22 protein-coding genes are annotated in these 25,177 nt (G+C 53.8%); 16 read left to right on the top strand and 6 right to left on the bottom strand.

Translation table 11 applies throughout. The features are described from left to right. Positions 1–111 precede the first annotated feature (111 nt). Positions 112–1,194, bottom strand: coding sequence for a class II fructose-bisphosphate aldolase (fbaA, locus tag E0765_RS10795; protein WP_132813225.1), 1,083 nt, complete (start codon positions 1,192–1,194; stop codon positions 112–114). An 89-nt stretch (positions 1,195–1,283) separates the two neighbouring features. Here fbaA and E0765_RS10800 point away from each other — a divergent pair, with 89 nt between their 5' ends. Together E0765_RS10800 and E0765_RS10805 are read left to right on the top strand one after the other, a co-directional pair. Continuing rightward, entirely contained in the window at positions 1,284–2,654 is a 1,371-nt protein-coding gene (locus tag E0765_RS10800) for a M23 family metallopeptidase (RefSeq protein ID WP_132813226.1), read from the top strand. A gap of 29 nt (positions 2,655–2,683) precedes the next feature. Next, a complete protein-coding gene (locus E0765_RS10805; protein ID WP_132813227.1) occupies positions 2,684–4,270 on the top strand; it encodes a methyl-accepting chemotaxis protein in 1,587 nt (528 codons plus the stop codon). On the opposite strand, the gene E0765_RS10810 is transcribed toward E0765_RS10805, so the two are convergent. Next, positions 4,260–4,568 (bottom strand): cupin domain-containing protein, encoded by a 309-nt coding sequence (locus E0765_RS10810; RefSeq protein ID WP_132813228.1) that lies wholly within the window; start codon positions 4,566–4,568, stop codon positions 4,260–4,262. The genes E0765_RS10805 and E0765_RS10810 overlap by 11 nt on opposite strands. A 65-nt stretch (positions 4,569–4,633) precedes the next feature. Between E0765_RS10810 and E0765_RS10815 the strand changes: the two genes are divergently transcribed. From E0765_RS10815 to E0765_RS10865, 11 genes are all read left to right on the top strand, one after another. After that, the gene (locus E0765_RS10815; protein WP_132813229.1) at positions 4,634–5,149 is read left to right on the top strand and encodes a shikimate kinase; all 516 of its coding nucleotides are present in this window, start codon (positions 4,634–4,636) and stop codon (positions 5,147–5,149) included. Continuing rightward, complete coding sequence (locus tag E0765_RS10820; RefSeq protein WP_132813230.1) at positions 5,142–5,555, top strand: DUF255 domain-containing protein; 414 nt, start codon at positions 5,142–5,144, stop codon at positions 5,553–5,555. Before E0765_RS10815 ends, E0765_RS10820 begins: the two co-directional genes overlap by 8 nt. Before the next feature lie 9 nt (positions 5,556–5,564). Next, the gene (gene hisD, locus E0765_RS10825) at positions 5,565–6,857 is read left to right on the top strand and encodes a histidinol dehydrogenase (RefSeq protein ID WP_132813231.1); all 1,293 of its coding nucleotides are present in this window, start codon (positions 5,565–5,567) and stop codon (positions 6,855–6,857) included. 243 nt (positions 6,858–7,100) lie between these two features. Further along, a complete protein-coding gene (locus tag E0765_RS10830) occupies positions 7,101–7,736 on the top strand; it encodes a 4Fe-4S dicluster domain-containing protein (RefSeq protein WP_132813232.1) in 636 nt (211 codons plus the stop codon). After that, the gene (gene nrfD, locus E0765_RS10835; RefSeq protein ID WP_132813233.1) at positions 7,736–8,635 is read left to right on the top strand and encodes an NrfD/PsrC family molybdoenzyme membrane anchor subunit; all 900 of its coding nucleotides are present in this window, start codon (positions 7,736–7,738) and stop codon (positions 8,633–8,635) included. The genes E0765_RS10830 and nrfD overlap by 1 nt, the downstream gene beginning before the upstream one ends. Before the next feature lie 16 nt (positions 8,636–8,651). Beyond that, positions 8,652–12,041: a molybdopterin-dependent oxidoreductase gene (locus E0765_RS10840; protein WP_132813270.1), complete on the top strand. Its 3,390-nt coding sequence runs from the start codon at positions 8,652–8,654 to the stop codon at positions 12,039–12,041. Between the two features lie 105 nt (positions 12,042–12,146). Then, entirely contained in the window at positions 12,147–12,764 is a 618-nt protein-coding gene (locus E0765_RS10845) for a molecular chaperone (protein WP_132813234.1), read from the top strand. A 1-nt stretch (position 12,765) separates the two neighbouring features. Continuing rightward, positions 12,766–13,869, top strand: a complete 1,104-nt coding sequence (locus E0765_RS10850; RefSeq protein ID WP_132813235.1) for a 4Fe-4S binding protein — start codon at positions 12,766–12,768, stop codon at positions 13,867–13,869. Beyond that, entirely contained in the window at positions 13,866–14,306 is a 441-nt protein-coding gene (locus E0765_RS10855) for a hypothetical protein (protein ID WP_165921744.1), read from the top strand. The genes E0765_RS10850 and E0765_RS10855 overlap by 4 nt, the downstream gene beginning before the upstream one ends. Continuing rightward, positions 14,303–14,794: a hypothetical protein gene (locus tag E0765_RS10860; protein WP_132813237.1), complete on the top strand. Its 492-nt coding sequence runs from the start codon at positions 14,303–14,305 to the stop codon at positions 14,792–14,794. Before E0765_RS10855 ends, E0765_RS10860 begins: the two co-directional genes overlap by 4 nt. Positions 14,795–14,822: 28 nt before the next feature. Then, positions 14,823–16,631 (top strand): diguanylate cyclase, encoded by a 1,809-nt coding sequence (locus tag E0765_RS10865; protein ID WP_132813238.1) that lies wholly within the window; start codon positions 14,823–14,825, stop codon positions 16,629–16,631. Here the strand turns inward: E0765_RS10865 and E0765_RS10870 are convergent. Genes E0765_RS10870 through E0765_RS10885 form a run of 4 tightly spaced genes read right to left on the bottom strand, consistent with a single transcriptional unit; the run spans position 16,624 to position 20,320 of the window. After that, positions 16,624–17,136 carry a phosphatidylglycerophosphatase A gene (locus E0765_RS10870; protein WP_132813239.1) on the bottom strand — a complete coding sequence of 171 codons (513 nt, stop codon included), beginning with the start codon at positions 17,134–17,136 and terminating at the stop codon, positions 16,624–16,626. The two genes, E0765_RS10865 and E0765_RS10870, sit on opposite strands and share 8 nt — an antisense overlap. A 10-nt stretch (positions 17,137–17,146) precedes the next feature. Then, positions 17,147–18,337 carry a sulfate adenylyltransferase gene (locus tag E0765_RS10875; RefSeq protein WP_132813240.1) on the bottom strand — a complete coding sequence of 397 codons (1,191 nt, stop codon included), beginning with the start codon at positions 18,335–18,337 and terminating at the stop codon, positions 17,147–17,149. Then, positions 18,315–19,202 carry a response regulator gene (locus tag E0765_RS10880; RefSeq protein WP_132813241.1) on the bottom strand — a complete coding sequence of 296 codons (888 nt, stop codon included), beginning with the start codon at positions 19,200–19,202 and terminating at the stop codon, positions 18,315–18,317. The genes E0765_RS10875 and E0765_RS10880 overlap by 23 nt, the downstream gene beginning before the upstream one ends. Then, entirely contained in the window at positions 19,199–20,320 is a 1,122-nt protein-coding gene (locus tag E0765_RS10885) for a bifunctional 2-C-methyl-D-erythritol 4-phosphate cytidylyltransferase/2-C-methyl-D-erythritol 2,4-cyclodiphosphate synthase (protein WP_132813242.1), read from the bottom strand. The genes E0765_RS10880 and E0765_RS10885 overlap by 4 nt, the downstream gene beginning before the upstream one ends. A gap of 216 nt (positions 20,321–20,536) precedes the next feature. On the opposite strand from E0765_RS10885, the gene thiC reads away from it, so the two are divergent. From thiC to E0765_RS10900, 3 genes are all read left to right on the top strand, one after another. Continuing rightward, positions 20,537–21,910, top strand: a complete 1,374-nt coding sequence (gene thiC, locus E0765_RS10890) for a phosphomethylpyrimidine synthase ThiC (RefSeq protein WP_132813243.1) — start codon at positions 20,537–20,539, stop codon at positions 21,908–21,910. A gap of 27 nt (positions 21,911–21,937) precedes the next feature. Beyond that, complete coding sequence (locus E0765_RS10895; RefSeq protein ID WP_132813244.1) at positions 21,938–23,101, top strand: Mrp/NBP35 family ATP-binding protein; 1,164 nt, start codon at positions 21,938–21,940, stop codon at positions 23,099–23,101. 163 nt (positions 23,102–23,264) lie between these two features. Beyond that, positions 23,265–25,061 (top strand): GGDEF domain-containing protein, encoded by a 1,797-nt coding sequence (locus tag E0765_RS10900; protein WP_132813245.1) that lies wholly within the window; start codon positions 23,265–23,267, stop codon positions 25,059–25,061. Positions 25,062–25,177: the final 116 nt, after the last annotated feature.

Raw genomic sequence — 25,177 nt, forward strand, 5'->3', positions numbered from 1 at the left:
TCTCTTCCCCCTCAGGGAAGAATTCCATTATCAACAATACCGGTGTCCATTATTATTAGGAAGTGTCAGAAAGTAGACTTCCCCCTCCTAAGAAGGGGAAAACGGAGAATTTTAGTTTCGGTCGATCGCGTTGAGGTCGCTGAACGCCTGTTTGACACGTTCGACGAGGGTTTTCTGCCCGTCGCGGAGCCATTTGCGCGGGTCGTAGTATTTTTTATTCGGTTTGTCTTCACCCTCAGGGTTTCCGATTTGCCCCTGCAGGTAATCTTTGTACTTTTCGTAGTAATTTTTGACCCCTTCCCAGGTCGCCCACTGGGTGTCGGTATCGATGTTCATTTTGATGACCCCGTAGCTGATCGCTTCACGGATCTCTTCGAGCGTTGAACCTGAGCCGCCGTGGAAGACGAAATCGACCGGTTTGTCCGATGCCGTGCCGAATTTTTCCTTGATGTATTTTTGCGAGTTGTCGAGGATAATCGGAGTGAGGACGACGTTGCCCGGTTTGTAGACGCCGTGGACGTTTCCGAACGATGCGGCAACGGTAAAGCGTTTGCTCACCGCACTCAGTTTTTCGTACGCGTACGCGACGTCTTCGGGCTGGGTGTAGAGAAGGGCGTTGTCGATGTTCGTGTTGTCGACGCCGTCTTCTTCGCCGCCGGTAACACCCAGTTCGATTTCGAGGGTCATACCGATTTTATCCATCCGCTTGAGGTATTCGACACACGTTGCAACGTTCTCTTCGAGACTTTCTTCGGAAAGATCGAGCATGTGGGAGCTGAAAAGCGGTTTGCCGTACTGGGCAAAATGTTTTTCGCCCGCGTCGAGCAGGGCATCGATCCACGGGAGCAGTTCGCGTGCCGCGTGGTCGGTATGCAAAATGACCGGGATACCGTATGCTTCGGCCATCATGTGCACGTGCATCGCACCGCTGATCGCTCCTGCGATCGCCGCTTTTTCGTTCTCGTTGCTTAAGCCCTTGCCCGCGTAATAGCTCGCTCCTCCGTTGGAAAACTGGACGATGACGGGAGAGTTGACCAGTTTGGCCGCTTCGAGGACGCCGTTGATCGAATCGGTACCGACGACGTTGACCGCCGGGAGGGCGAACCCTTCTTCTTTGGCGATTTCAAAGAGCTTTTGGACATCGTCGCCGAACACGACGCCCGGCTTGATCACTTCTAAAATACGTTTGGACATGCCTTGACCTCACAGTTAAAATAGTCGATATTATAGCCTCAGAGCAATAATGATACAATTAATCAAAAGAGCAAAGGAGCGGTAGAGGCGTGCGGACGGTTTTCGTGGTATTGTTTGCGTTCGCCCTGGCTGCCGGAAACGGTGAGACTCTCCCTTATTACACCCTTGCCGGGCCGCTGGAAAAAAACGCAGAATCATTTGAACGGTTAAGCAAGAAGCCCGTGATGGAAGCGCAAAGCGCAGGAATGCGTCAGTTTGTCGAAAAAATCCGCGTGACACTGGCCGAAGGCTCCCGAATCGCCCGCCTCCCCAAACCCGAAAACAGCCTTCTGGCCGCTTATCTGAGTGAATTGAGAGAACTCGAGCGCAGCAGGCAATCGATTGAAGCCCTCTACCGAAAATCTCTCTTGAGGGCGATCGAGAGTGACGATAAAAACAGTTTCGAACAGCTGGTGTCAATCCCTCTCGAGCCGTTGAATCATCCCCGCGTCCGCTCCGAAGCGATAGCCTTTTACGATCGGAACTATCCGAAAAAATCGCTCCCCTTCCTCGAAAAGCTCAAAGAGGAAGAGGCGCTGGAAAACCGCAGCATCCAGACGGCCCTGGTACAGGAACAGGCGTACGAAGAGCATCTGAAAATCCTCAAACGCTCCGAGGCGGCGGCGGTCAAAAAAACGGCCCAGATCGGGTCGCGCAACAGTGTCATCCTCAGTGCCGAGTCGGACGGGAAGGGGGGATACGAATTCGAAGCCGAAAATCTAAATCCCTACACGGTCACCCTGAACATCGATTTCGCGTCGATTCAGAACCTCAGGCCCTCGGGGAAGATCCCTTTTTTCATCGAAATTCCCGGAAACAGCCGGAAAAAAGTGCTCGGCCTTTCGCGCGTTTCCCCCACCGAAGGGGTCAATTATCGCGCCGCGTACGGATGGGTACGGGGGTCGGCATTTGCGGTCCATGACGATAATTACCGTTATGGCCTTCCCTTTTCGAAAGGATCGAACATCGTGGTGTCGCAAGGGTATCACGGCGGGATCACCCACAGGGGGCTTTCGGCCTACGCGATCGATTTTCCCGTTCCGGTCGGGACGCCGATCCATGCCGCCCGGGAGGGAATCGTCGTAGGTGCCGAAGGATCGCACGACAGGGGAGGATTGAGCCCTGATTTCCGCCAGTTCGCCAATTACGTCATCATCGAGCATAGCGACGGGACGATGGGTAATTATTACCATCTGATGCGGGGCGGAGCCGCGGTGCGCATCGGGCAGAAAGTGGCGCAGGGTGAGCTGATCGGTTACTCGGGTAATACCGGCTACAGCAGCGGTCCCCATCTGCATTTCAGCATCAGCAAAGTCGATCCGGTAACGATGCGCCGCCCGATGAATCTTCCGGTGAAAATCCAAACACGGGAAGGAATTGTGACTTTGCCACAAAAAGGGGACAGATATACGGTACAATAGACGCATGAGAATCACACTATGGGGTACGTATGCTTAAAACCGTCAAGTCCAAAATCATCTTTTCGACGCTTCTTTTCAGTTTTATGGGATTGGGCGCCATTTATTGGTATCTGACCACGACGTTTCACGATTTTTCAAACGAAACCGCAAAACGTTCACTGAACATGTTGAGCCAGTCGATTTTCCAGACCCTCTCGCAAAGCATGCTCGCGGGTGATCCCAAAGTCGTTGAAGAGGCGATCAAAAATGCCCAGACGATCGAAGGGATCGAAAAACTCAAAGTCGAGAAATCCCAGGCCGTTATCGATCTTTTCGGACTGGATGCCAAATTCTCCGATGAACCGATGGTCAAGGAGATCTTCAAAAACAAACAGCCCGTCGTGACCGAAAACACGAACGGTTCGCATACCATTCGCCTTCTTCAGCCGCTTGTCGCCGAAGATCGGTGTCTGGCATGCCATACCAACATTCAAAGCGGGGATGTACTGGGAGTCATGGACCTGGTCATTTCACTCGAGAAAAACGACGCGGAGATCAGCAAGACCGAAACGATTCTGCTGATCGCGCTGGGAATCGTCGTCATTACGTTCGTCTCGGTGCTGAACATCTTTTTCGGAAAAGAGGTCCTCAATCCGCTCGAAGGGTTGCGCAACCGGATCGGATCGCTGGTCAGCGGCGACAAAGACCTCACCAAACGGCTCGAAGTGACCAAAGAGGACGAGTTTTCCGAAGCGGCCCTTGCGGTCAACCGTTTTGTGGGGATGGTTCAGGAGACGGTGAACGAGGTCAAAGAACTCGGCCGTCAGAATTCGACGATCGCCACGACCATTACCGATGCGACCCGCAAGATTTCGGCCGGGGTGGAACAAGAGCGCCAGATCGTCGAAGCGACGACCCAAAAAAGCCATTCCATCAAAGAGATCCTCTCCGGGGCCATCGCAATCTCCGAGCAGACGCAGAAAAACGTTGCCAACGCCAACGAAGAACTGGTGACCGCCAAAGACGCCCTCTATAAGCTTGTCAGCGAAGTGGACGGCTATATCGAAACCGAACACGACATGGCATCCCAGCTCATCTCGCTGCGTCAGGACGCCGATCAGGTTAAAAACGTTCTGGGGGTTATCAAAGACATCGCCGACCAGACGAACCTTCTTGCCCTCAATGCCGCGATCGAAGCGGCACGGGCGGGCGAGCACGGACGCGGTTTCGCCGTGGTTGCCGATGAAGTGCGCAAACTGGCCGAACGGACCCAGAAAAGTCTGACGGAGATCGAAATCAGCGTCGGGACGATTGTGCAGGCGATCAACGACGTCAGCGATAAAATGGGTGAAAACGCCAAAAACATGAACGAGCTCACCGCCATTTCCAACGAAGTCGAAGAGAAAATTTCGGCGACATCGGGCGAGATGGAACGTTCCGTCGCCGTGGCGCAGCGTTCGTACAACGATTCGATCGAGGTGGTCGGTCACATCGAATGGATCATCGAGAAAATTTCGCAGATCAACGTCGTTTCCGAAAACAACCGCCACAGCGTTGAACAGATCGAAAACGACTCCCGTCAGCTTCTCGAAGTAGCACAGTCGCTCTCAGCACGCATCAACGAATTCAAGAGCTGAAGACACCGATCCAGTAGGTGTCCTGGGCCGTCGAAAGGACCCGATGCGGCATATGCGCGGGGATCAGGAGATGATCCCCCGCATGCAGTTCCAGCACCTCGCCCGCAATCTCGAGCATCGCTTCTCCCCGAATCAGCATGACCCATTCGTTTTCTTCCTGGTCGTACCATTCTCCCGGCGTTTTGAGGCATGAGCGTATCCCTTCGATACGGACTCCCGGACTTTCGAAAAGAGGGGTGAAGCGTTCGCCGTTTTCGGGCGGGGGGGGACCTTCAAATAGGTTGGACGGACGGATCAAGAAACACTCCTAAGTTAATGCGTGATATGATTTCGTTATTATAAGCCATAGAGTAAAGACAAAAAATGAAAAATATTGTACTGATCGGTTTTATGGGTGTGGGCAAAGGCTCGGTCGCGCGCGAGATCGTCAAACAGTCGGATATGATCGCCCTCGATACGGACGATATTATCGAAAGCATGGAAAACCGGAAGATCAAAAAAATTTTTGCCGAGGAAGGGGAGGAGTATTTTCGCGCTCTCGAGCGCAAAGTCGCCCTTTGGCTCCAAAAAGAGGTGCGCAGTACCCTTATTTCGACGGGTGGGGGTTTTTTTAAAGTTCCGAACCTCTCCAAAATCGGTACGGTCGTCTATCTGTACGCTCCGTTTGAAACAATCTACGGCCGTATTCTCGAGCATCCCAACGCCGAAAAGAAACTGCGCAAGCGTCCGTTGTTCCAGGATATCGAGAAAGCCAGAAAATTGTACGAAGAACGTTCGCCGCTGTATAAAAAAGCGGCCGATATCGTGATCGATGTCAGTGACAAAGATATTCCCCAGATCGCGAAGGAAATTCTCAAAAAGGTGAAGAAAGATGATTAAGATCGTAGCGGCGCTTTTGCTGGGTTCGGCGGTATTGTTCGGCGGTGAGGTAAAATGGGAAAAAGATCTCTCAAGCGCGATCGAACGCGCCGCAAAAGAGAAAAAGCCCCTGATGGTCGTAGTGACCAAGTACGGGTGCAAATGGTGCGACGTTTTGAAAAAAGAGACCCTCAAAAATCCGAAGGTTTCGGCAATTTTGAACCGTGATTTCGTGTCGTACGAAGGGGTGCTCGAAGAGGGGGGGGTCCCCCAGTCTCTGATGACCCCCGGGACGCCGGCGACATGGTTTATCAAAGGAAAAACCCCGATGTTCGAACCGATTATGGGGGCGGTGGGCGTCGAAGACTTTTTGTATGCGCTTGACACCGTCAAAAAAGAGTATGCCGCTCCGGCATCAAAAAAATAAAGGATAGCAATGACCCTTATCAACGCAAACGATTCGACGTTCCCCGCCGTCTTCGACGAACTTTTGGGACGGGGAAAAATGGATATGGAGCACGTCTCATCGATCGTCAAGGGACTCATCGACGAGATCCGCTCGGACAAGGACGATGCCCTGATTCGCCACATTGCAAAATTCGACCGATGGACCCCAAAGGAGGGGCAGGAACTGCGGATCGATCCTGCCGATATGAAAAAAGCGTACGACGCGCTGGATGCGGAGCTCAAAGCATCGCTCCATCTCGCGTACGACCGTATCCGGGCCTACCACGAAAAACAGCTGCCCAAGAGTTGGTTCGATACCGAAGCCAACGGAACGATACTGGGACAGAAGGTGACACCGGTCGATCGTGCGGGGCTGTATATTCCCGGCGGCAAAGCGGCTTATCCGAGCTCGCTGCTTATGAACGTTATTCCCGCCCAGGTTGCGGGAGTGGAACAGATCGTCGTTGCGACGCCGACGCCGGACAACGAGCCCAACGAGCTGCTGCTTGCCGCCTGCCACCTGTGCGGCGTGGACCAGGTATTTAAAGTCGGAGGTGCCAGCGCGATCGCCGCAATGGCGTACGGCACCCCGATGATTCCCAAAGTCGACGTCATCACGGGACCCGGGAACATTTTCGTCGCCACCGCGAAAAAAATGGTTTTCGGCGAAGTCAACATCGATATGATTGCCGGTCCCAGCGAGATCGGGGTACTCGCGGACGATTCGGCCAATCCCAACCACATCGCGATCGATCTGCTCTCACAGGCCGAGCACGACGAGATGGCCAGCTCGATCCTCATTACCCCTTCGCAAAAACTGGCCGATGCGTGCGCCGTTGAGATCGAGAAGTGGCTGAAAAAACTTCCCCGCGAGGCAATCGCCCGCAAATCCATCGAGGAACGGGCCGCGATCATCGTGACCGAGACGATGGAAGAAGCGGTCAAGCTGATGAACGAAATCGCTCCCGAGCACCTTGAGGTGGCGACGGACAATCCTTTTGCCCTTTTGCCCTCCATCAAGCACGCCGGCGCCATTTTCCTCGGACATTATACCCCCGAGGCGATCGGCGATTACGTTGCGGGTCCCAACCATACCCTTCCGACGGGGGGAACGGCGAAATTCTACTCTCCGCTTGGAGTCGAGAACTTTATGAAAAAATCGTCCATCATCGCCTTTTCGCGCGCCGCGATCAACGAAATCGGCGGTGCGTGCGCCCTTATCGCCCATACCGAAGGGCTCGGTGCGCATGAAGCGTCGGTCCGCGTCCGTCTGGGCGATTGATCAAAAAAACTGCATATAATCTTCAATAAAATTTCCCTTCACGCGGGGAAATCCCGTTTGGTTACACATATCAAAAAGTTATAGCAAAATCCCCGACCCATTTAGTTTCGGTTAAAGCAACTTTGGCTACCATCAACCCAGCAGTAATGCCGTCAAATGCCTGTAATCACGGCATATTATAAATGTTATTCGCTCAGGTAATAGAGCGGACAACACGACGTGAATCAGGAATAAGGAGAATATATGCAATTGGGTTTCTTGGTAGACCTTCGCCTCTGTATGGGCTGTAAGGGCTGTGAGATCGCCTGTAAAGTGGAAAACGAAGTTCCCCTTTCTACATGGCGCCTCCGTGTTAAATATGTCGACGTAGGGACCTTCCCCGAAACGAAACGGACGTTTACGCCGCTTCGCTGTAACCACTGTGCCAACGCACCGTGTGAGCGGATCTGCCCGGTCAGTGCGCTGCACTACCTTGAAAACGGCATCGTAAACATCGACAAAGAGCGTTGTATCGGGTGTGCCGGATGTGTTATGGCGTGTCCGTACGGCGCGATCTACATCGATCCGCAAACCCAAACTGCCGACAAATGTACCTACTGTGCCCACCGTATCGCCAGTGCGATGATGCCGGCGTGTGTCGTTGCGTGCCCGGTTGAAGCGAACATCTTCGGAGACCTCGACGATCCGACCTCGAACATCAGCAAATACATCCAGTCGCATCAGGGTAACGTCCAGGTACGTAAGCCTGAGCGCGGAACGTTCCCGCACCACTATTACGTCGGCGGCGGCAATGTGACGCTCAATCCTCTGGCGTCGGTACGCGAAGAGGGGCATAACCTCTTCAACAATATCACACATCTTCCCGTCGGAGGGCACTAATGGTACATGAAACAATTGCAGCGACCAATGCGGTCGTAGTTCTTGACGTGGCCCTTCCCGGCATCGTCTGGGGCTGGATCATTACGATGAACATGTGGGCGAAAAGTATCGGTACCGGTATCATCTTCCTCGCGTTTTATCTGTTGAAAAAACATCCGGAGCAGACAGGGTTTATCCGTTTCCCGGTAGTGGCGATTTCGATCGTCTTCATCCATATTTTCCTCTTCTTTACGGTGATCGACCTGCATCAGATGTTCCGTTTCTGGCACATCTTTTTCTACCCGCACCTGACGTCGGCGATTACGATCGGCGCATGGATGGCCACAGGGTTCGTCGGGCTGCTTTTCGGTATGGCGTATGCGATTTATCTGAAAAAAGACGAAGCGCTTTACGACAAACTGCTCGGATGGACGACGATTCTCGCCGTCCCCGTTACGCTTTATACCGCGGGTCTGATGGCGCAGTCGACGGCACGTGAAATCTGGCAGATGCCGACCGAGTCGGCGCAGATGATCCTTGCCGCGCTGCTGGCAGGTTCGGCAACGATGCTGCTGCTGGGTGGAAACAAGTTTTCCGACGCGATCAAAAAAGATCTCGCCCTCGTGCTGGGGCTGAGTGCTGCGGCAGCGTTTATCCTCTATATGGCGGAACTGATTTTCGGACCGATGAAAGCCGAAGAGGTTGCTGCAGTGCTCCATTACGTCAAAGGCGGTGAGTACACCGTAATGTTCTGGATCGGACAGGTGCTTGCGTTTATCGTTCCTATGGTACTCGTGTGCCTGAGCATTAAAAACCAGTCGTATTATCTGTTGAAAATCGCTGCCGTATCGGCATTGATCGGATTGTGGGTCAGCAAACACGTTTGGCTGGTCATCCCCCAATTGTTACCAATGAGCTAAAGAGGGTCAAATTATGATGTATTTGGAAAGTAGAAGAACATTTTTAAAAGGTGCCGCGTTGACCGTGACGGGCGCCGCAATCGCCAAAGGGGTGTTTACCGCCGACGCGGTCGCCGAATCGGTCGAAAAAAGCAAATTTACCAATACGCCGGACAGCCTCTCGTTTTATCCGCCGCTGGATCAGTGGAACCATTTCCAGGAGCTTGACGGCGTGGACTGGAAACGGGGCGGTATCGACCGTCACGGCGTTCAGAGCGAAGAAAATCCCGAAGGTATTTACGTCAATGACTACATGATCGTTCCGACGGCGTGTTCGAACTGTGAGGCATCATGCGGTCTGACGGCATGGATCGACAAGAAAACGTTTGTCGTCAAAAAATACATGGGTAACCCCCTTCACCCTGCGTCACGCGGACGTAACTGCGGTAAAGGGTACGCGGTTCAGTCGCAGATGTACGATCCGGACCGTATCCCGTTCCCTCTGAAACGGGCTCCGGGTTCCAAACGCGGCGAAGGTAAATGGATCCGTACGACGTGGGACGAAGCGATGACCACGATCGGTAAAAAAATGGGCGACACTCTCCGTAAAGGGGACGATCTCTCACGCAAATCGGTCATGTACCACGTCGGACGTCCGAACGAAAACGGTTTCGTTCCCCAGGTTTGGGAAACGCTGGGGGTTGATTCGTACAACTCGCACACGAACATCTGTTCGTCCAACGGCCGTACGCCTACGATCCAGTGGGCGAACGACGACCGTACCAGCCCGGACTGGGCAAACGCCAAACTGATTTTCCTCAACTCGTCGCATGCGGCGGATGCGGGACACTATTTCGCGCAGTCGGCCGCTTTTATCGCCGATGCCCGCAAGAAGGGTGCGAAAATGGTCGTTATGGACCCCCGTATGTCGAACTCGGCGGGGATGGCGGATCTTTGGATCGCCGCATGGCCGGGAACCGAGCCCGTGGTGTACCTCTATCTGGTCAACCGCATCCTTCAGGAAGGCAAAGCCGATAAAAAATTCGTCAAAAAATGGTTCAACTGGGACGTTTTGATGAATGACGACCGTCAGCTGAACCTGATGGTCGAAAAGGGCTATATTTCCAAGCTGCCTGCTGACAAAAGCTTCGAAAGCTACATGGAGCTGATGAAAGAGCTTTACGCCCCGTATACGCTCGAGTTCGCGGTCAAAGAGACGCACGTACCGGCGTACAAACTCGAAAAGCTCTACGAGATGTTCATCTGGGCCGGTGACGCTATTTCGACGTACATCTGGCGTGCGACCGCTGCGGGTAACCGCGGCGGATGGATGAGCGGGCGTGCGGCGTACCTTGCGATCGCCCTTCGCGGCGGCATCGGAACGGAAGGGGGAACTTTCTTCCACCACTGGCACGTTATCTCTGTCTCCGGTAAAGGCGGAAGCGCTACCGTCGGTCAGGGCGTCGCCGGTGCGGACGTACCGAAAGTCAAAGTGTGGAACGAACTGACGTGGCCGCCGGAATGGCCTCTCTCGACCTACGAGCTCTCTTACCTGCTGCCGCACCTTTTGAGTGATAAAGAGTGGCAGAAAAAATGGAACGACCGCGGATTGAACGTCCCGAGTAAGCTCGCCGTTTATATCCCGCGTATGTACAACCCGGTCTGGATCAACCCGGACGGTTTCCGCTGGATCGAAGTGCTGAAAAACGAAGAGATCATGGAACTCACCATGAACCTCTCTCCGGTATGGTCGGAAACAAACTGGTACATGGACTATGTTCTCCCCGTCGGTCTGGCGGGCGAACGCCACGACCAGCACTCCGAAGCGACCATGCCGGCCCGCTGGACGAGTTTCCGTCAGCCGGTACTGCGCGTAGCGCTGGAAAAATCGGGCTGGAAACCCAAAAATCCGGTTCGTGCGACCCTCGAAGCGCACATCAAAGCCGGTCTGGGCGAAGTCTGGGAAGAGAACGAGTTCTGGTTTGATCTGTGTGTCAACTACGTCGATCCCGACGGAAGCCTCGGCGTCAGAAAAATGTGGGAATCCAAACGTCATCCGGGCAAACCGGTTACGATCGCCGAATGGTACGATGCGGCGTTCGGTGACAACCTCCCCAAACTCAAAGAGACGGCAACGAACGATCCTCGCTACATGAACGAGGAATTCCCGGTCTACGCCTATCTGCGTGACCACGGCGTCTGGATGGAAGAGGACAAAATCTACCATGCTATGGAACGTGAACTGAAAATCGAAAACGGCGAAGTGAGTTCTCACGGCCATAAATTCGACGCGGCGTCTATGAGCGTGGGTGCGGGCGGCGTCATCACCGCTGCCGACCATCACGGGCACCGTTCGGCGATCGGGGTCGAGGTCGACGGTAAAAAAGTCGAAGGTTTCGCGACGCTGTCGAAAAAACTCGAGTTCTACTCGCAGTGGTTCGCCGAGTGGAAATGGGCCGAATACGCCGTACCGTTCTATCCGCGTAACGACAAAGAAAAAGCGGAAATGGAGCACATCGTATCGCACGTCAACCACATGTACATGAAAGAGGAGAACTCGTTCGCACTGAACACCGTTTTCCGTCTGCCGTACAACATTCACACCCGTTCGGCGAACTCCAAGCACCTGATGGAAATCAGCCAGAACCACGATCCTATCTGGATCAATACGGTCGATGCGAAACGCCTCGGATTCAAACGCGGCGATGCGATCCGCGTCAAAATCGTCGATACCGTTTCGGGTCTTGAGAGCGGTTTCTTCGTCGCGATGGCGGTTCCGACCGAGGGGGTACTCCCCGGAACGCTGGCATGTTCGCACCACGGCGGGCGCTGGAAACTCACCAATGCGGTTGCGGTTCCTAACGGCGTCAGCGACGGTAAAGTGGCAACGGGCGCCGCTCCGCGCGATCTGAACAACAAAGAGTTCCTCAAAGAATCACCGGATAACGCCGGTCGTGCAGGCGCTCAGACGATCATCGACGATTACGAGGGAACTACCGGGCTCAACAGCTTCGGTGTACCGGTTGCCGAAGTCCAGATGGATGGAAAAGTCGGTAAACTCAAATACGTCGAGGGGATCAAACCGTTCGAAACAAAACGTTTTGCTCAGTATAACGCAGACTCCGTCAACGTATGGTGGGACGGCCTTTCGGGCTCATGGCAAAATGCCGTCGCCGCGGCCCATCCCGACCCGGTGTCGGGTATGCACTGCTGGCACCACAAGGTTCTCCTCGAGCCGGCGCAGGCGGGAGATAAAATCGGGGATATTTTCGTCAATTACGAAAACAACCTCAAAGTCTACCAGGCGTGGCGTGACCAGCTCAGCCGCGGTCTGGATGCGGGATCGACCATCCGTCGTCCGCGCCACGTCAAGCGTCCTTGGGTCCGCCTCGACCCGAGTGCGTATGACGTGTCCATCAAAGGCTAAGCCAACCTTCCCCGGAGGCTCTCTCCGGGGGGTAAACGCCTCTTCTTATAAGCTTTTCAGCCCGATAAGCTAAAATCCCACCAGTATATTTAAAGGTAATACCGTATGGATGAAATCATCGCACGAAGCAATATTTACGGACTGTTGTCACGGGTACTTCTCCAAGAGTTGGACGCGCAGACGCTCCAGACGTTTAAAACCGACGAAACGGTTTTGGATTTTCTCCCCCACTGGAAAGAATGGGAGCAGCGTCTGAGCCTGCCGAACCAGCAGCTTTTGGATGAGTATCTCAATCCCGATTTCGTCAATCTATCCATTTTGCACCTCGTCCCCTACGAGACGTTTTATACCCGCCCTGATCAGATGATCGAAACGGGCGGTGCGAACCCTGTTACCGACATGTACAGCGCATACGGCTTTATCGTCGACTACGAGATCGCCCGCGTCGTTTCGGCCGACCACATCGGGATCGAGCTTGAGTTCATGCACCACCTGTGCGAAGCGCAGAAAAAAGCCCTGGAAGAAGGCGATGAGGAAGCGGCCTCGGAACTGATGAAAATCCAGCACCGTTTTTTGAATACCCATCTGCTCAAATGGGCGCCTATGTACCTGATTAACATGAAATACGAAGCGCGTACGCCGCTCTATTACGACGCGGCGGAGATGGCGCTCGAATTCATCCTCTCGGACAACGAGATGCTGAGCAAAACCGTTTCGGAATGATATGGGCCTTTTACATCTGACCCCTGCGCGATGCGTTCGCGCCCTCAGCGTCAATTCGGCCTGTAACGACTGTGCGGTTGCATGCCCGACGAATGCCATATCGCTGGAAGGACGCTTGCCCGCCATCAACCATTCGCACTGCGTCGGATGCAACGCGTGCGCCGCGGTTTGCCCGACCGAAGCGCTTGTGCTGGAAGATTTCAACGCGACCGAGTTTTTCTTTTCGTTTGCCGCGGAGGCTGAGAATACCGTTTCGTGCCAAAAGAACGTCCCCTGCCTGGGAGCTCTCAGCGACGAACATCTCATCGCGTTGGCCAAGCTCAAAAAAAATATCATCCTCGACACGGGACATTGCGGATCATGCGAAATCGGCGAGGCGATCTTGCAGCGGCTTGAGCAGCGCATTGAAAACATCACCTATCTTCTCGAGGCGGTCGGATCGGAAAACGCTCTCTCCCTTGTTCCGCTCGGCTACGTCGATGAAGCGGATACGAACAAGGATGAGGCGCACCGGCGTGATTTTTTCAGACATTTTCATCTCAAAGGGATCGCCAAAGCCAAAGTTGATTTTGAAAAAGAGGTTCAGAAAGCGACAGATGAATTTGTTGAATGCACGATCGGCAGTTTCGATACGCAGGGATTGAGAACCAAGAAAATTACCGATCGGCGCAAGCTTTTTTTCACCGCGCTCAAGCGGACTGAAAAGCCTGAGACGTATCATGTCGTTTCCGCCGATGCGGTCAGTTTCACGTCGCAGAAACTGCTTGACGAAGCCAAATGCACCGCCTGCGAAATGTGCTACCGCGTTTGTCCTACGGGCGCGCTCACTTCGGATATGCGGAACAGCAAAATTGATTTCGACCCGTTTTTGTGCGTCAAATGCCATCTGTGCCACGACGTATGCGAGAGCGGTGCGATCAGCCTATCGACGTCCTACAACCTCAAAGAGTGGTACGAACCTTCGTTGCAGAACCTGGTGACATTTTCGGTTCGCAGATGCGACGAATGCAACGGCCTGTTCAGCTCGGTAGGAGGGGAAAAAATCTGCCGCCGCTGCCGGCTCGAAGAAGAAGAAGCGATGGAATTATGGGGGTTGAATTCATGATGAACAACGATAATTCGATTACGGTCGAGACGCTCTTATACGGCTATATTGCCGAAAACGCCCATAGCAGCCGTTTTTCGGCCGTGAGCAACAAACTGTTCAAAGAGAGCGGCGTAAACGCGATGATCATCCCGATGAATATCCGTCCTGATGACGTCGCGTTTACTATTTCGCAGATGCGTTCCTCCAAGCTCAGCGGCGCGGTGATCGCCAACGAGTACCAGGAGGAGGCGTACACGCTGCTTGACGGTGCGACCGATGCGGCAAAGGTGCAGGGGTATTGCGACCTGATCCGTATCGAAGAGGGGAAGCTGATCGGCGACCTGATCACCCCCTCGGCGCTGGAACGATACGCCGACGCATTCGACGAAGATGTCGCCCTGATGGCGGCAACCCGTTATTTTTACGACCTAATCACAGAGGAGAAACGACAATGAATCAACACGATCTGAGCGATTTGAGAGCCGAATTCGACCAGTTTATACGCGGGAAGTGCGACACTGAGAGCTGCGACACGACCAAAGAACACGAAGAAGTGGAAGAACCGGTTCCCGGGTTCGTCGATGAGCTTGCCGACAAACTGTTGGCCCCCTACCACAGCGGAGTCTATTTTTCGCGTCTGGACATCAAGCGTGTTGCCGAAGCGATCGACGAGTCGCTGCCGATCAAAGAGCGCAAAAAAATGATCAAGGCGCTCTTCCGTCATACGACCTCCAAAGAGTATCTGCGAAGAGCCTTTGACGAGTTTAACCGCCATTTCGGGGGACGGATACTGATTTATCAGGAACTTTCAGAGGCTTTTCCCGCATCCAAGTCTATTTTTGATGAAAATATCAGTAAAATAAAAAAGACACAGGCAATGCTGGAACAGATCGTTCAGGATTTCGAAGAGATCGAACCGACTGATGAACCGATGCTGATCTGATTCATATACCGTTACGGAAAGGGAGGCGATGAATTTCAAGTTACGCGCACAACTGATCATCGCGCTGATCGTTATCGTCGTTTCGGCTACACTGACCTTCTACCATATCTCGCAGGAGAAGCAGTTCGCGAAAGAACGCAGCGAACGCTCATCCGAGAACATTCGGCTCTCGTTTGATTCGATCGTGCATGACACCGAACAGTTGTACCGCTTCCGTACCCGTGCCACCCTGGAAACACCCGGCGTTATGAAAGCGGTCGCAGCGCGGGACACACAAACGCTTTACCGCCTCATTCTCCCCCGTTACAAAGCCCTGCAAGAAGAGAACCCCTATTTGCACATCATGCAGTTTCATGCTGCGGACGGGCGTTCGATCCTGCGGGTCCATCTGAAAGAGAAGTACGGCGATGACATCGCGTCACGCCGCCCGATGCTCCAGGAGATCCACCGCGAACACAAAATGGTGACGGGATTCGAAGGGGGGCTCGGGGGGATCGCTTTTCGGGTAATCATGCCGATTTTTGAACGGGGAAAATACATCGGAGCGGTCGAATACGGCGTCGACAGCGGTTATTTTGTCAAAAAAATCAAAGATTCGACCGGGTCGGAGAGCATCGTACTGCTGCACCGCGAATGGCTGGGGGCTGCGGACCGCAAACTCTATTCTCAAGGGATCGACAGTTTTTATTACAGCAGCATTCTCCCGGAGAAAAAAGAGATCATGCAGCTCTTTGCACAGAAAAATCCTGGACTACTCCCCCGGACCGTCCGCTACAAGCATCGGGAATACGAAGTTACCCCGCTGTTCCTTAAAGATACAAAACGCCGTACATTCGGAATGATCGTCACGATCAACGACGTGACGGGGGCCAATCAGTCAATTTCGGACGCACTGATAGGGAGCCTGCTGGTTACTCTGACGATGGTGGCGCTGTTGTGGGGCGTCATCGAATATACGTTCGGCGCCCTCATCGGTAAAGTCGATTTGCAGGAACGCTACATCAACACGATTCTTGATTCACAGCAAAACATCGTCATCGTCACCGACGGAAAAGAGATTATTTATGCCAACCGGGCATTTTTCGACTATTTCCGCTTTAAAACCCTTGCCGAATTCAAAAAGACCTACCAGTGCATCTGTAATTTTTTCGAATCGGAAGATACCGAACAATACCTGATGCCGGAAATGGAGGGGATGGTCTGGACCGATTATCTGCTGGCGAACGAAAACAAAGAGAATCAGGTCAAAATGACGATCAACGGCGAAACGACAATTTTCCGCGTCAACTCGAAAAAAATGGAGTACAAAGGGAACGTCCGCCACGTCGTCGTGTTCACCGACATCACCCGTTTGAACGAACTGGCAACGCAGGATATCCTCACAGGGCTTGCCAACCGTTTTCAGTTCGACAAGGCGCTGCAGCATTCGATCCACATGTCAAGCCGTTACGGAAGGGTATTTTCGCTGATCCTGGTCGATGTGGACCATTTCAAAGAGGTTAACGACCGTTACGGCCACCTTGTCGGCGACGAAGTGCTCAAAGAGCTCTCCCGTCTGCTCTCGCAGAGCGTTCGGAAGAGTGATATCGTCGCGCGATGGGGAGGGGAGGAACTGGTCGTGCTGCTGCCCGATAACGAACTTTCATCCGCTTCAAAACTGGCAGAGTCGCTTCGCGCACGGATCGAAACACACCGTTTCGCGCCGCTCGAGCGGCTGACTTGTTCGTTCGGTGTCGTGCAATGGCATATCGGAGAGACGTCGGACAGTCTCCTGCACCGCGTCGACGAAAAACTCTATGCGGCGAAAGAGGGGGGAAGAAACCGGGTTGTCAGCTAAAGAGGGGCGTTTTAAGCAGCAGCTGCCAAACGAGTGCCGAGCTGATTCCCGCTGCGAAACCGGCGAGAATGTCATCTCCCATCACGCCCCATCCCCCTTTGGCTTCACGGTCGATGCGGCCGATAATTGAGGGCTTTTTGATGTCGTACAGACGGAAAAAGAGAAATGCGAGGATGATCTGAACGCTCAGGCCGTTTTCCCACACGGTAAGTTCGGGCCACGCAAACGCCGTTCCCGGAGCGATCGAAAGCGCAAGCCACATTCCGACGACTTCGTCGATGACAATCCGTTTGTCGTCGTGGATGCCGCTTTGGGCTTCATAAGCGTTGATCGCCTTGAGCGCGATCAGGGTGAGCAAAAGGGACGCGAGAAAAAGGGTCTGGGAGCCGAAATAGGCGAGTATCGCGACACCGGCGGGCAACGCCGCGAGGGTACCCGCAGTCCCGGGTGCTTTGGGAAAAAGACCGCTGTAGCCGCCGGTCAGAAAAAACCATCGAAAATTCATGCCACTCCTTTTAGTTCAGCGACGTCGTCTGGTAGAGCCGCATCAGTTCGACGTAAAAATCTTTTTCGGTATGTTCTTCGAGCAATCCGTTGACGGGCATGATGTCGTAATAAAGCTTGGCCAGGTTTTTGAACCGTCCCGGATAGAGTGATGCGACGATCATCGACGATATCTCTTTGCGTACGAGTACGGCGGGAGGCAATAGTCCCTGCTGCATCAATTCGAGAATCGACTCGGAATGGTATGAAATATGGTGATGGTGGCCATGGGGGCAGGTCTGGACGCTGACGAGCGTTTTACACTGGTTGCAGTAGACGTATTCGCTCGAAACCCCCACTTCAATATCGATCCCCACCAGCCGGTCAACCACCGATTTGTTGGCGTTGTGGTCGTAATACATGCCGATCCCCGCATGGTTCTGGCCGATCATGAGGCGGTCGCATCCGTAGTTTTTGGCGACGATCGCATCGAGAATCACTTCGTTACACCCCGCGAAGATGTAGCTGCTCTCAAGCGGAATGACGACCACACGGCCCCGGGGGAGGTAATTGTCGACAAAAAACTTCAGCGTTTCGTAACGCAGGTCGTAAGTGAGGTTTGCGTTGTTGTAGGGCTTGAGGAGGAAAATGATAATCATGTCCGTCCCCTCCAGTGTCTGGCGGATCAGCCGCTCATGGGCGCGGTGAAGCGGATTGGCCGCCATGAACATCGCCGTCGCATGCTGTGCGCCGATTTCGCGCTTGGCGTCGTCAATCATCGATTGCAGCGCTTCTACGGGGGAGAGATCGATCGTGTAATCGCCGCAAATGGCATATTTTCCAAGGCGTTTGTACGTGGCGCTGACCCCGGGATGGGAGAGATCGTCGGTACCGTAAATCTGGCGTAGACGCTCTTTGGGATCGATCTGGAACACTTCGTCGACACACAGTTCGCCGACGACCGTCCCGTCGCACACGAGTTCAAGGAGTTCCCCTTTTTTGGCACTGGTAAGAACCGTTTCATTCACCCGCCCGCTGGGGGAAAGGATAAGGGGAAAAGGGAAGGTTTTCCCTTTGAACATGCCGCTGCTGAGAACCTCTTTGCTTTGATCTTCGTTCATGAGACGGTTGACGGGATCGAGTTTTCCCGCCTTGAGCAGTGTCAGGGCCGAGACCGCTTCCTGATCGATGTAGAGAGATCTATTTTTTCTTGACGATGCCATATTTCTTTCTCTTTTCCCATAGGCTTTTACGCGAAATTCCCAGTTTCTTCGACAGCTCGGTGTCGGGGAACCGGTTTTGGAAATGGATCATGATGTATTTGACGTACTCTTCGATCGGGAGGATCTCACCCTGGTCGAACAGGTGGTTGTCGCTTTCGATCTCGATGACGCGGAAAGGGGGATGGTCGATCGGATCGGTGCTGGCGATGATGCATGAACGTTCCTGTATCAGCTCGTAGAACGCTTTGTGCTCACTTTTTTTGAGGTTTTGAAAATCGGTGATGTAGAGGACCGAATCATCCCCGATGGCGGCGATATCGCTGAACGCTTTGGCCGAAGAGAGAGAGATGAACTGGATCGGTTTGTCGTGATGGGCGGCGTAACGGAATGCGAACGCGTCGGCGTATTTTTGGTAACTGCTGCAGATGAATAGGGGAAGTTCGATTTTATCGAGGTCTTCGTGGACGTTGATGGCGTTGAACGTATGGGTGAGATAGCGTTCGTACGTCTGGTTTTGGCGTTTGAGCCGTTCGTGCTGCTGGAAATGCTGGATTTTGCGGATCAGCTCTTCGATCATGAACGGCTTGAGGATGTAGTCTTTGGCCCCTGCCGCGAGCGGTTTGGATACCGTATCATTACTGATGTAGCTTACCATCAGAATGACGACCGAATTTTTGTACGTCTCGATGACGGGGTAGATGTCCTGTCCGCTGATGTTGGTCGACAAAAGGACGACGTCGTAGGGGATGCCGCGAAGCCCTTCTTTGACCGAACTGGTGATGTCGCAGTTGTGGTTCAGATCGCTCAGTTTCGAAGCGATACTTTGGGCGAGATAGATCTCGTTCTCGATAATTAATACGTTCATCCGTTTTTCCAATCAAAATAGTGTACCGATGCTGTGGCCATGACGGCGACGCCTTCTTCGCGCCCGACAAACCCCAGATGCTCCGTCGTCGTCGCTTTGACATTGACCCGTGCGGGAGAGAGAAGCATTAATGATGCCAAAGTTTGGCGCATTGCCTCTTTGTAGGGTGAAAGTTTCGGTGTCTGGGCGATGATCGTCACATCGGCGTGCAGAATGACGAACCCGAAACGGTGGAGTTTTGCGACACATTCACGCAAGAGCTCTTTGGAATCGATGTTTTTATAAGTGTTGTCGGTATCAGGGAAAAGCATCCCGATGTCCCCCAGGCAAGCCGCTCCCAGGAGGGCGTCGATGAGGGCATGGATCGCGACGTCTCCGTCGCTGTGGGCTTTGAAACCGAAAGGAGAGTCGATGCGGACCCCGCCGAGCATCATCGGCTTGCCCTCTTCGAAGCCGTGGACGTCGAACCCGTTCCCCGTAAAGACGGCGGGGGAGGGGGGTGGAAGACATTCGCCGGCTGCGAGATCGCTGACGTGGGTGATTTTGGCCGCCGCTTCGTCGCCCAAGACAAACCGGCGCGTACCGCCGGCCGCGACGATCGCGCTGCTGTCATCGGTATATTCGATATCGCTTTGCAACGCGCGACGCAATACATCGGTTCGCGAGAGCTGGGGAGTCTGGAGCCGTTTGACCCGCTCTCTTTCGATCGTTTCGCCTCCGTAGACCACCGTATCGACGACGTCGAGTGCCGGCACGACGCAGTCGGCTTCTCCTTTGGCCTCGATCAGCCGTCCGATGAGGGAAGGATCGATGCAGGAGCGGGCGATATCGCTGACCATGACGTAAGGGGTATCAACGTGTTCGAGGGCGTTTTTGAGCGATTGCTGGCGGGTCGCACCGCCTTGTATGATCGTGTAATCGCACATCGGGCGCATGAAAGGGATCTCGTCGGGATGGGCGGCGATGAGGATCCTGACGCCGGGGAGGGACTCTTTGATACGGTTGGTAACATGTAGCCACAGCGGATCGTGCCCGATTCGAAGCCACTGTTTTTTTACGGCAATTTTGAAACGGCTCGAGTTACCGGCGGCAAGAAAAATCAGGGTCAAATCAGACAAATTGTATCCTATTTGAAAAACTGTTACGAAATTATACACTTAAAAAGCTTTTTTTTATCTTGTTTGTGTTAAATTCTAGAAGAAACAAGGGTGTGAAGAGAGCCTCTTTTCCTAAACCATCTTGAAATTTTTAACATACATTCAAACTGATACGCCCCTTTTAGGGGGTCTTATTTATAAGTCCGAAACAGCTTTGAGAAACGCAAGGAGCACACGATGAGAAGCGCATGGGTCGCTAAAAGAGAAAACGATGCCGTCCGTACTCAGATGTATTATGCCAAACAGGGCATCATTACCGAAGAGATGGCGTACGTTGCCAAAGTAGAAGATTTAGACCCCGAGCTGGTCCGCTCCGAAGTGGCCCGCGGCCGGATGATCATCCCCGCAAACGTCAACCACACCAACCTCGAGCCGATGGCGATCGGGATCGCCGCACGGTGCAAGATCAATGCCAACATCGGTTCGTCCGCGATCGCCAGCGACGTGCAGGGGGAGATCGAGAAAATCCAGGTTTCCCAGCATTACAAAGCCGATACCGCGATGGACCTCTCGACGGGGGGCGATTTGGACGAAATCCGCAAAGCGGTTATCGCCAATTCCAAAATCCCTATCGGAACGGTTCCCATCTATCAGATTCTGCACGACGTGAACAACAAGATTGAAGACCTGACCATCGAAAAAATGCTCGAAGTCCTCGAACGCCAGGCGCAGCAAGGGGTCAGCTACTTCACGATCCACGCGGGCTTTTTGCTCGAAACGATGCCCAAAGTCGCCAAACGGAAAATGGGGATCGTCAGCCGCGGCGGATCGCTGATGGCGGCGTGGATGATGCACTATCACCGCGAAAACCCGTTTTATACGGCATACGATGAGATCCTCGACATCTGCGCCCGCTATGACGTCTCCCTCTCGCTGGGGGATTCGCTCCGCCCGGGTTGTCTGGCCGACGCATCGGACGAAGCGCAGCTGGGTGAGCTGAAGGTTCTGGGCGAACTGACGCTGCGGGCGTGGGAGAAAAACGTCCAGGTGATGATCGAGGGGCCGGGGCATGTCCCCCTCAACCAGATCGAGCGGAACATGAAGATCCAGCGCGAGTACTGCCATGAGGCGCCCTTTTACATCCTGGGACCTTTGGTCACCGACATCGCGGCGGGATACGACCACATCAGCTCGGCGATCGGGGCGGCGGTCGGCGGATGGCACGGAGCATCTATGCTCTGTTACGTCACCCCGAAAGAACATTTGGGATTGCCGAATGCCGAAGACGTCCGCGCGGGGATCATCGCCTACAAAATCGCGGCTCACGCCGCCGATATCGCCCGGGGACGCAAAGGGGCGCGCGACATCGACGACGCGATGAGCGATGCGCGTTATGCGTTTGACTGGAACCGACAGTTCGAACTCGCCCTTGACCCGGAACGTGCGCGGGAGTATCACGACGAAACGCTTCCTCAGGACGTATTCAAGGAAGCGGAGTTCTGCTCGATGTGCGGACCGAAGTTTTGTTCGTACAAGATCACGCAGAACATCATGGAAAATGCCGATGCGATCGCACAGATCGCAGCCGAAGCCAAAGCAAACGCAAGCTAAACACGAAATTCACTAAGGAGAAATTTTATGACCGAAGAAATTGTAAAATCAGCGTTAAGCAAAGTCACCTATCCGGGGTTTACGAAAGACATCGTAACCTTCGGGTTCGTCAAAGAGATCAAATGCGAGGGGAACAACGTCAGTGTTACCGTCGATATCACCTCAAGTGCTCCCGAAGTGGCGCACCAGATCACCACGGAAGCAACCGATGAGCTTAAACGTGCCGGTGCGGGTGAAGTCGTTGTGAACATCACCGCTCCGAAAATGCCGCGCGAAAGCTCGTCGAAGGGGAAAAATATCGCTCCGCAGGTGAAAAACTTTATCATGGTGAGCTCCGGAAAAGGGGGGGTGGGTAAATCGACCACCTCGGTCAACCTCGCCGTAGCGCTTGCGATGCAGGGGAAAAAAGTGGGTCTTCTCGATGCGGACATCTACGGTCCGAACATTCCCCGGATGCTCGGCGTTGATGGGGTAAAACCCGAAGTGGTCGGCAATAAAGTCCTCCCCATCAAAGCGTACGGCATCGAGATGATGTCGATGGGCTCCTTGATGGAAGAGGGGCAATCGCTCATCTGGCGCGGTGCGATGATCATGAAAGCGATCGAGCAGTTCCTGCGCGACATCATGTGGTCGGATCTCGATTGTCTCGTTATCGATATGCCTCCGGGGACGGGCGATGCCCAATTGACATTGGCGCAAAGTGTTCCGGTCACCGTCGGTGTCACCGTGACCACGCCGCAAATGGTATCACTTGATGATTCGCGCCGAAGCCTCGATATGTTCAAAAAACTCCATATTCCGATTGCGGGCGTAGTGGAAAACATGAGCGGTTTCATTGCCCCCGATACCGGTGTCGAGTACGATATCTTCGGAAAAGGGACCTCCAAGGCTATGGCGGATCAGTTCGAAACGTGTATTCTTGCCGAAATCCCGATCGAACCATCCATCCGCAGCGGCGGCGACGAGGGGAAACCCGTCACCTATTACGCTCCGACATCCGAGACGGCCAAACGCTACATGAAAGCGGCCGAGCAGCTGTGGGCGACGATCGAGAAGATCAACGAAGAGGGGGGGGTCGACAACCAGGCGATTCAGCCCAATACCCCTCCGGGCGTATCCGCCTGTTCGACCGCTGCGGCTCCGCAGCAGAGTTCGGGCGGCGGTTGCGGCACCGGATGCGGTTGCCATTAACGAATTTTCCCGATTTAGGGTTGAAAGAGCCGCTTCTTTCAACCTTTCCTTCCTCTTAATCTTTTTTTTTAGTATAATCAAAACTATTTAATGTCCTGACGACGATTCGCGTACCTACCCGTTTAAGACGGTTCGCGCGATACGCTTGAGCTTGCGGGGAAGAATGAAAAACACGAAGACATTTTGGACGTTGGCGTTGAGTACGGGGGGGATGATTGTCCTGATCGGCGCCGCGATACTCTTTTTATTCCGTTACGTGGGATACCAGGGGGCCGATACACGGGCACAGATGAGCGCCGAACTGGTCAGGGAATCGCTCACATCGCATATGAAGGCGGGAAGTGCCGATTATCAGAACGAGTTGCTCGAACAGATTGCATCCATTGAAGGGGTCCGTTCGGCGTGGGTCGTCCGCGGTGAGAGCATCGTTCGCCAGTACGGCAAAGGGTTGCATCCGCAGGAACCCAAAGACGAAATTGACCGGATGGTTTTGCGTGAGGGGAAATCCTACCATGACATTACCGGAACGATTTTCTCCGACACCCTTTACCGATTGAGCATCCCCTACGTCGCCCAGGAAAACGGCAAAATCGATTGCATGAGCTGTCATGAAGCCAAAAACGGGGAAATACTGGGTGTTGTCTCGATCGAGATGGAGATGAACGACATCAAAGGCTCGGGGATTCTCGCGGCTGCCGCCGCATCGACGATGCTGGTGCTGCTGGGTGTCCTGACGCTGCGCAATGTCCGCCGTTTCGTTGCATCGTACAAAGAACCGCTTGACCGGATTGCCGAAGCGATGGAAAAAGCCGAGGGGGGAGATTACGGCCATCGTATCGAAGCCCCTGAGGGCAAGGACGGTTACAGCGCGGTCATGTGGACGAACGCGATTCTCGAAAAGCTAGACACCACGTTGAACGAAAGCGGCGAAAAAATCGGTGCGATGATCCGGATCGATCAGCCTAAAAACGATCCGATGTACACGTTGCACGTCGGGATAAGCCAGCTCTACGAAATCGACCGTTTCCGCGCTTCCATTGAAAAAGACGGTAACCTGGCTGAGGTGTACGAGCGCCTTGTGGCCCTGATCCGGATGCGGTGGGGACTCAATGATTTCAATCTGTTCGAGATGAACCCGATGACCAAATTCACCCGACTGGTGCACAGCGAAAAAACGCTGCTGTGCGATGCGGTAAACAGCGGGTGCCGTGCGGACCGGACGTCGGGAATCATCGATTCGACCGAATGTGAAGCAGCATGCCCTAAAATGATCGATCCGGCCGCGCAGTACGCATGCCGAAGCTACCCGGTGGCCGACGATCTGGACATCGTGATTTCAATTGTCACGCAGGATGCGCGCGAGCTTCCGAAAATCCGTTCGGTTCTCGAGCAACTGGGGAACTACATCAGCGCTTCACGATTGCAGATCATTAACCGAAAGCTAGAAGAGAGCGTTCGTATCGATTCGCTGACAGGACTCTACAACCGCAAATTCCTCGAAGAGTTTGCGGCCCTGATCGTCGCACAGTCTAAACGCACCGCTATACCTTATGGGGTGTTGATCGTCGACATGGACGGATTCCACTCCATCAACCAGGCATACGACGTGCAGGTCGGTAACGAAGTGATCAAGGCGATCGGGCGGAACATCCAGGATTTGACGCGGCCTGGGGATATGGTGATCCGGTACGGGATCGACACGTTCGCCGTCGTTTTGTACGATTACGAACATGATGAAACCGAACAGGTAGCCGAAGCGATCCGCGCTTCGTTCAAAAAGAAAATTCGCGTCAACACCTACGCGATTCTCAAAACCGTGAGTATCGGCATGGCCGTTTTCCCGGCTCAGACCGGCAACATGAAAGAGGCGATCGAGTTCGCAAAGCGGGCGCTTCTCGAAGCAAAACACCGCGGCGGCAACTGCGTAGTGTCGTTTGATCCCAAATCGATGCCGCTCTAGGAGCGGCTTTTCCCCCCGTGTAGGGCAATGCGCTCTCTTCTAGAGAAGAGGGCGCATACCACTCCCTTCTTTTTCTCTTTAGATGCTTTATCAATGTATGTAACGTCCGGACAGCC

Source organism: Sulfuricurvum sp. IAE1 (assembly GCF_004347735.1).
In the GTDB taxonomy this organism is placed as follows: domain Bacteria; phylum Campylobacterota; class Campylobacteria; order Campylobacterales; family Sulfurimonadaceae; genus Sulfuricurvum.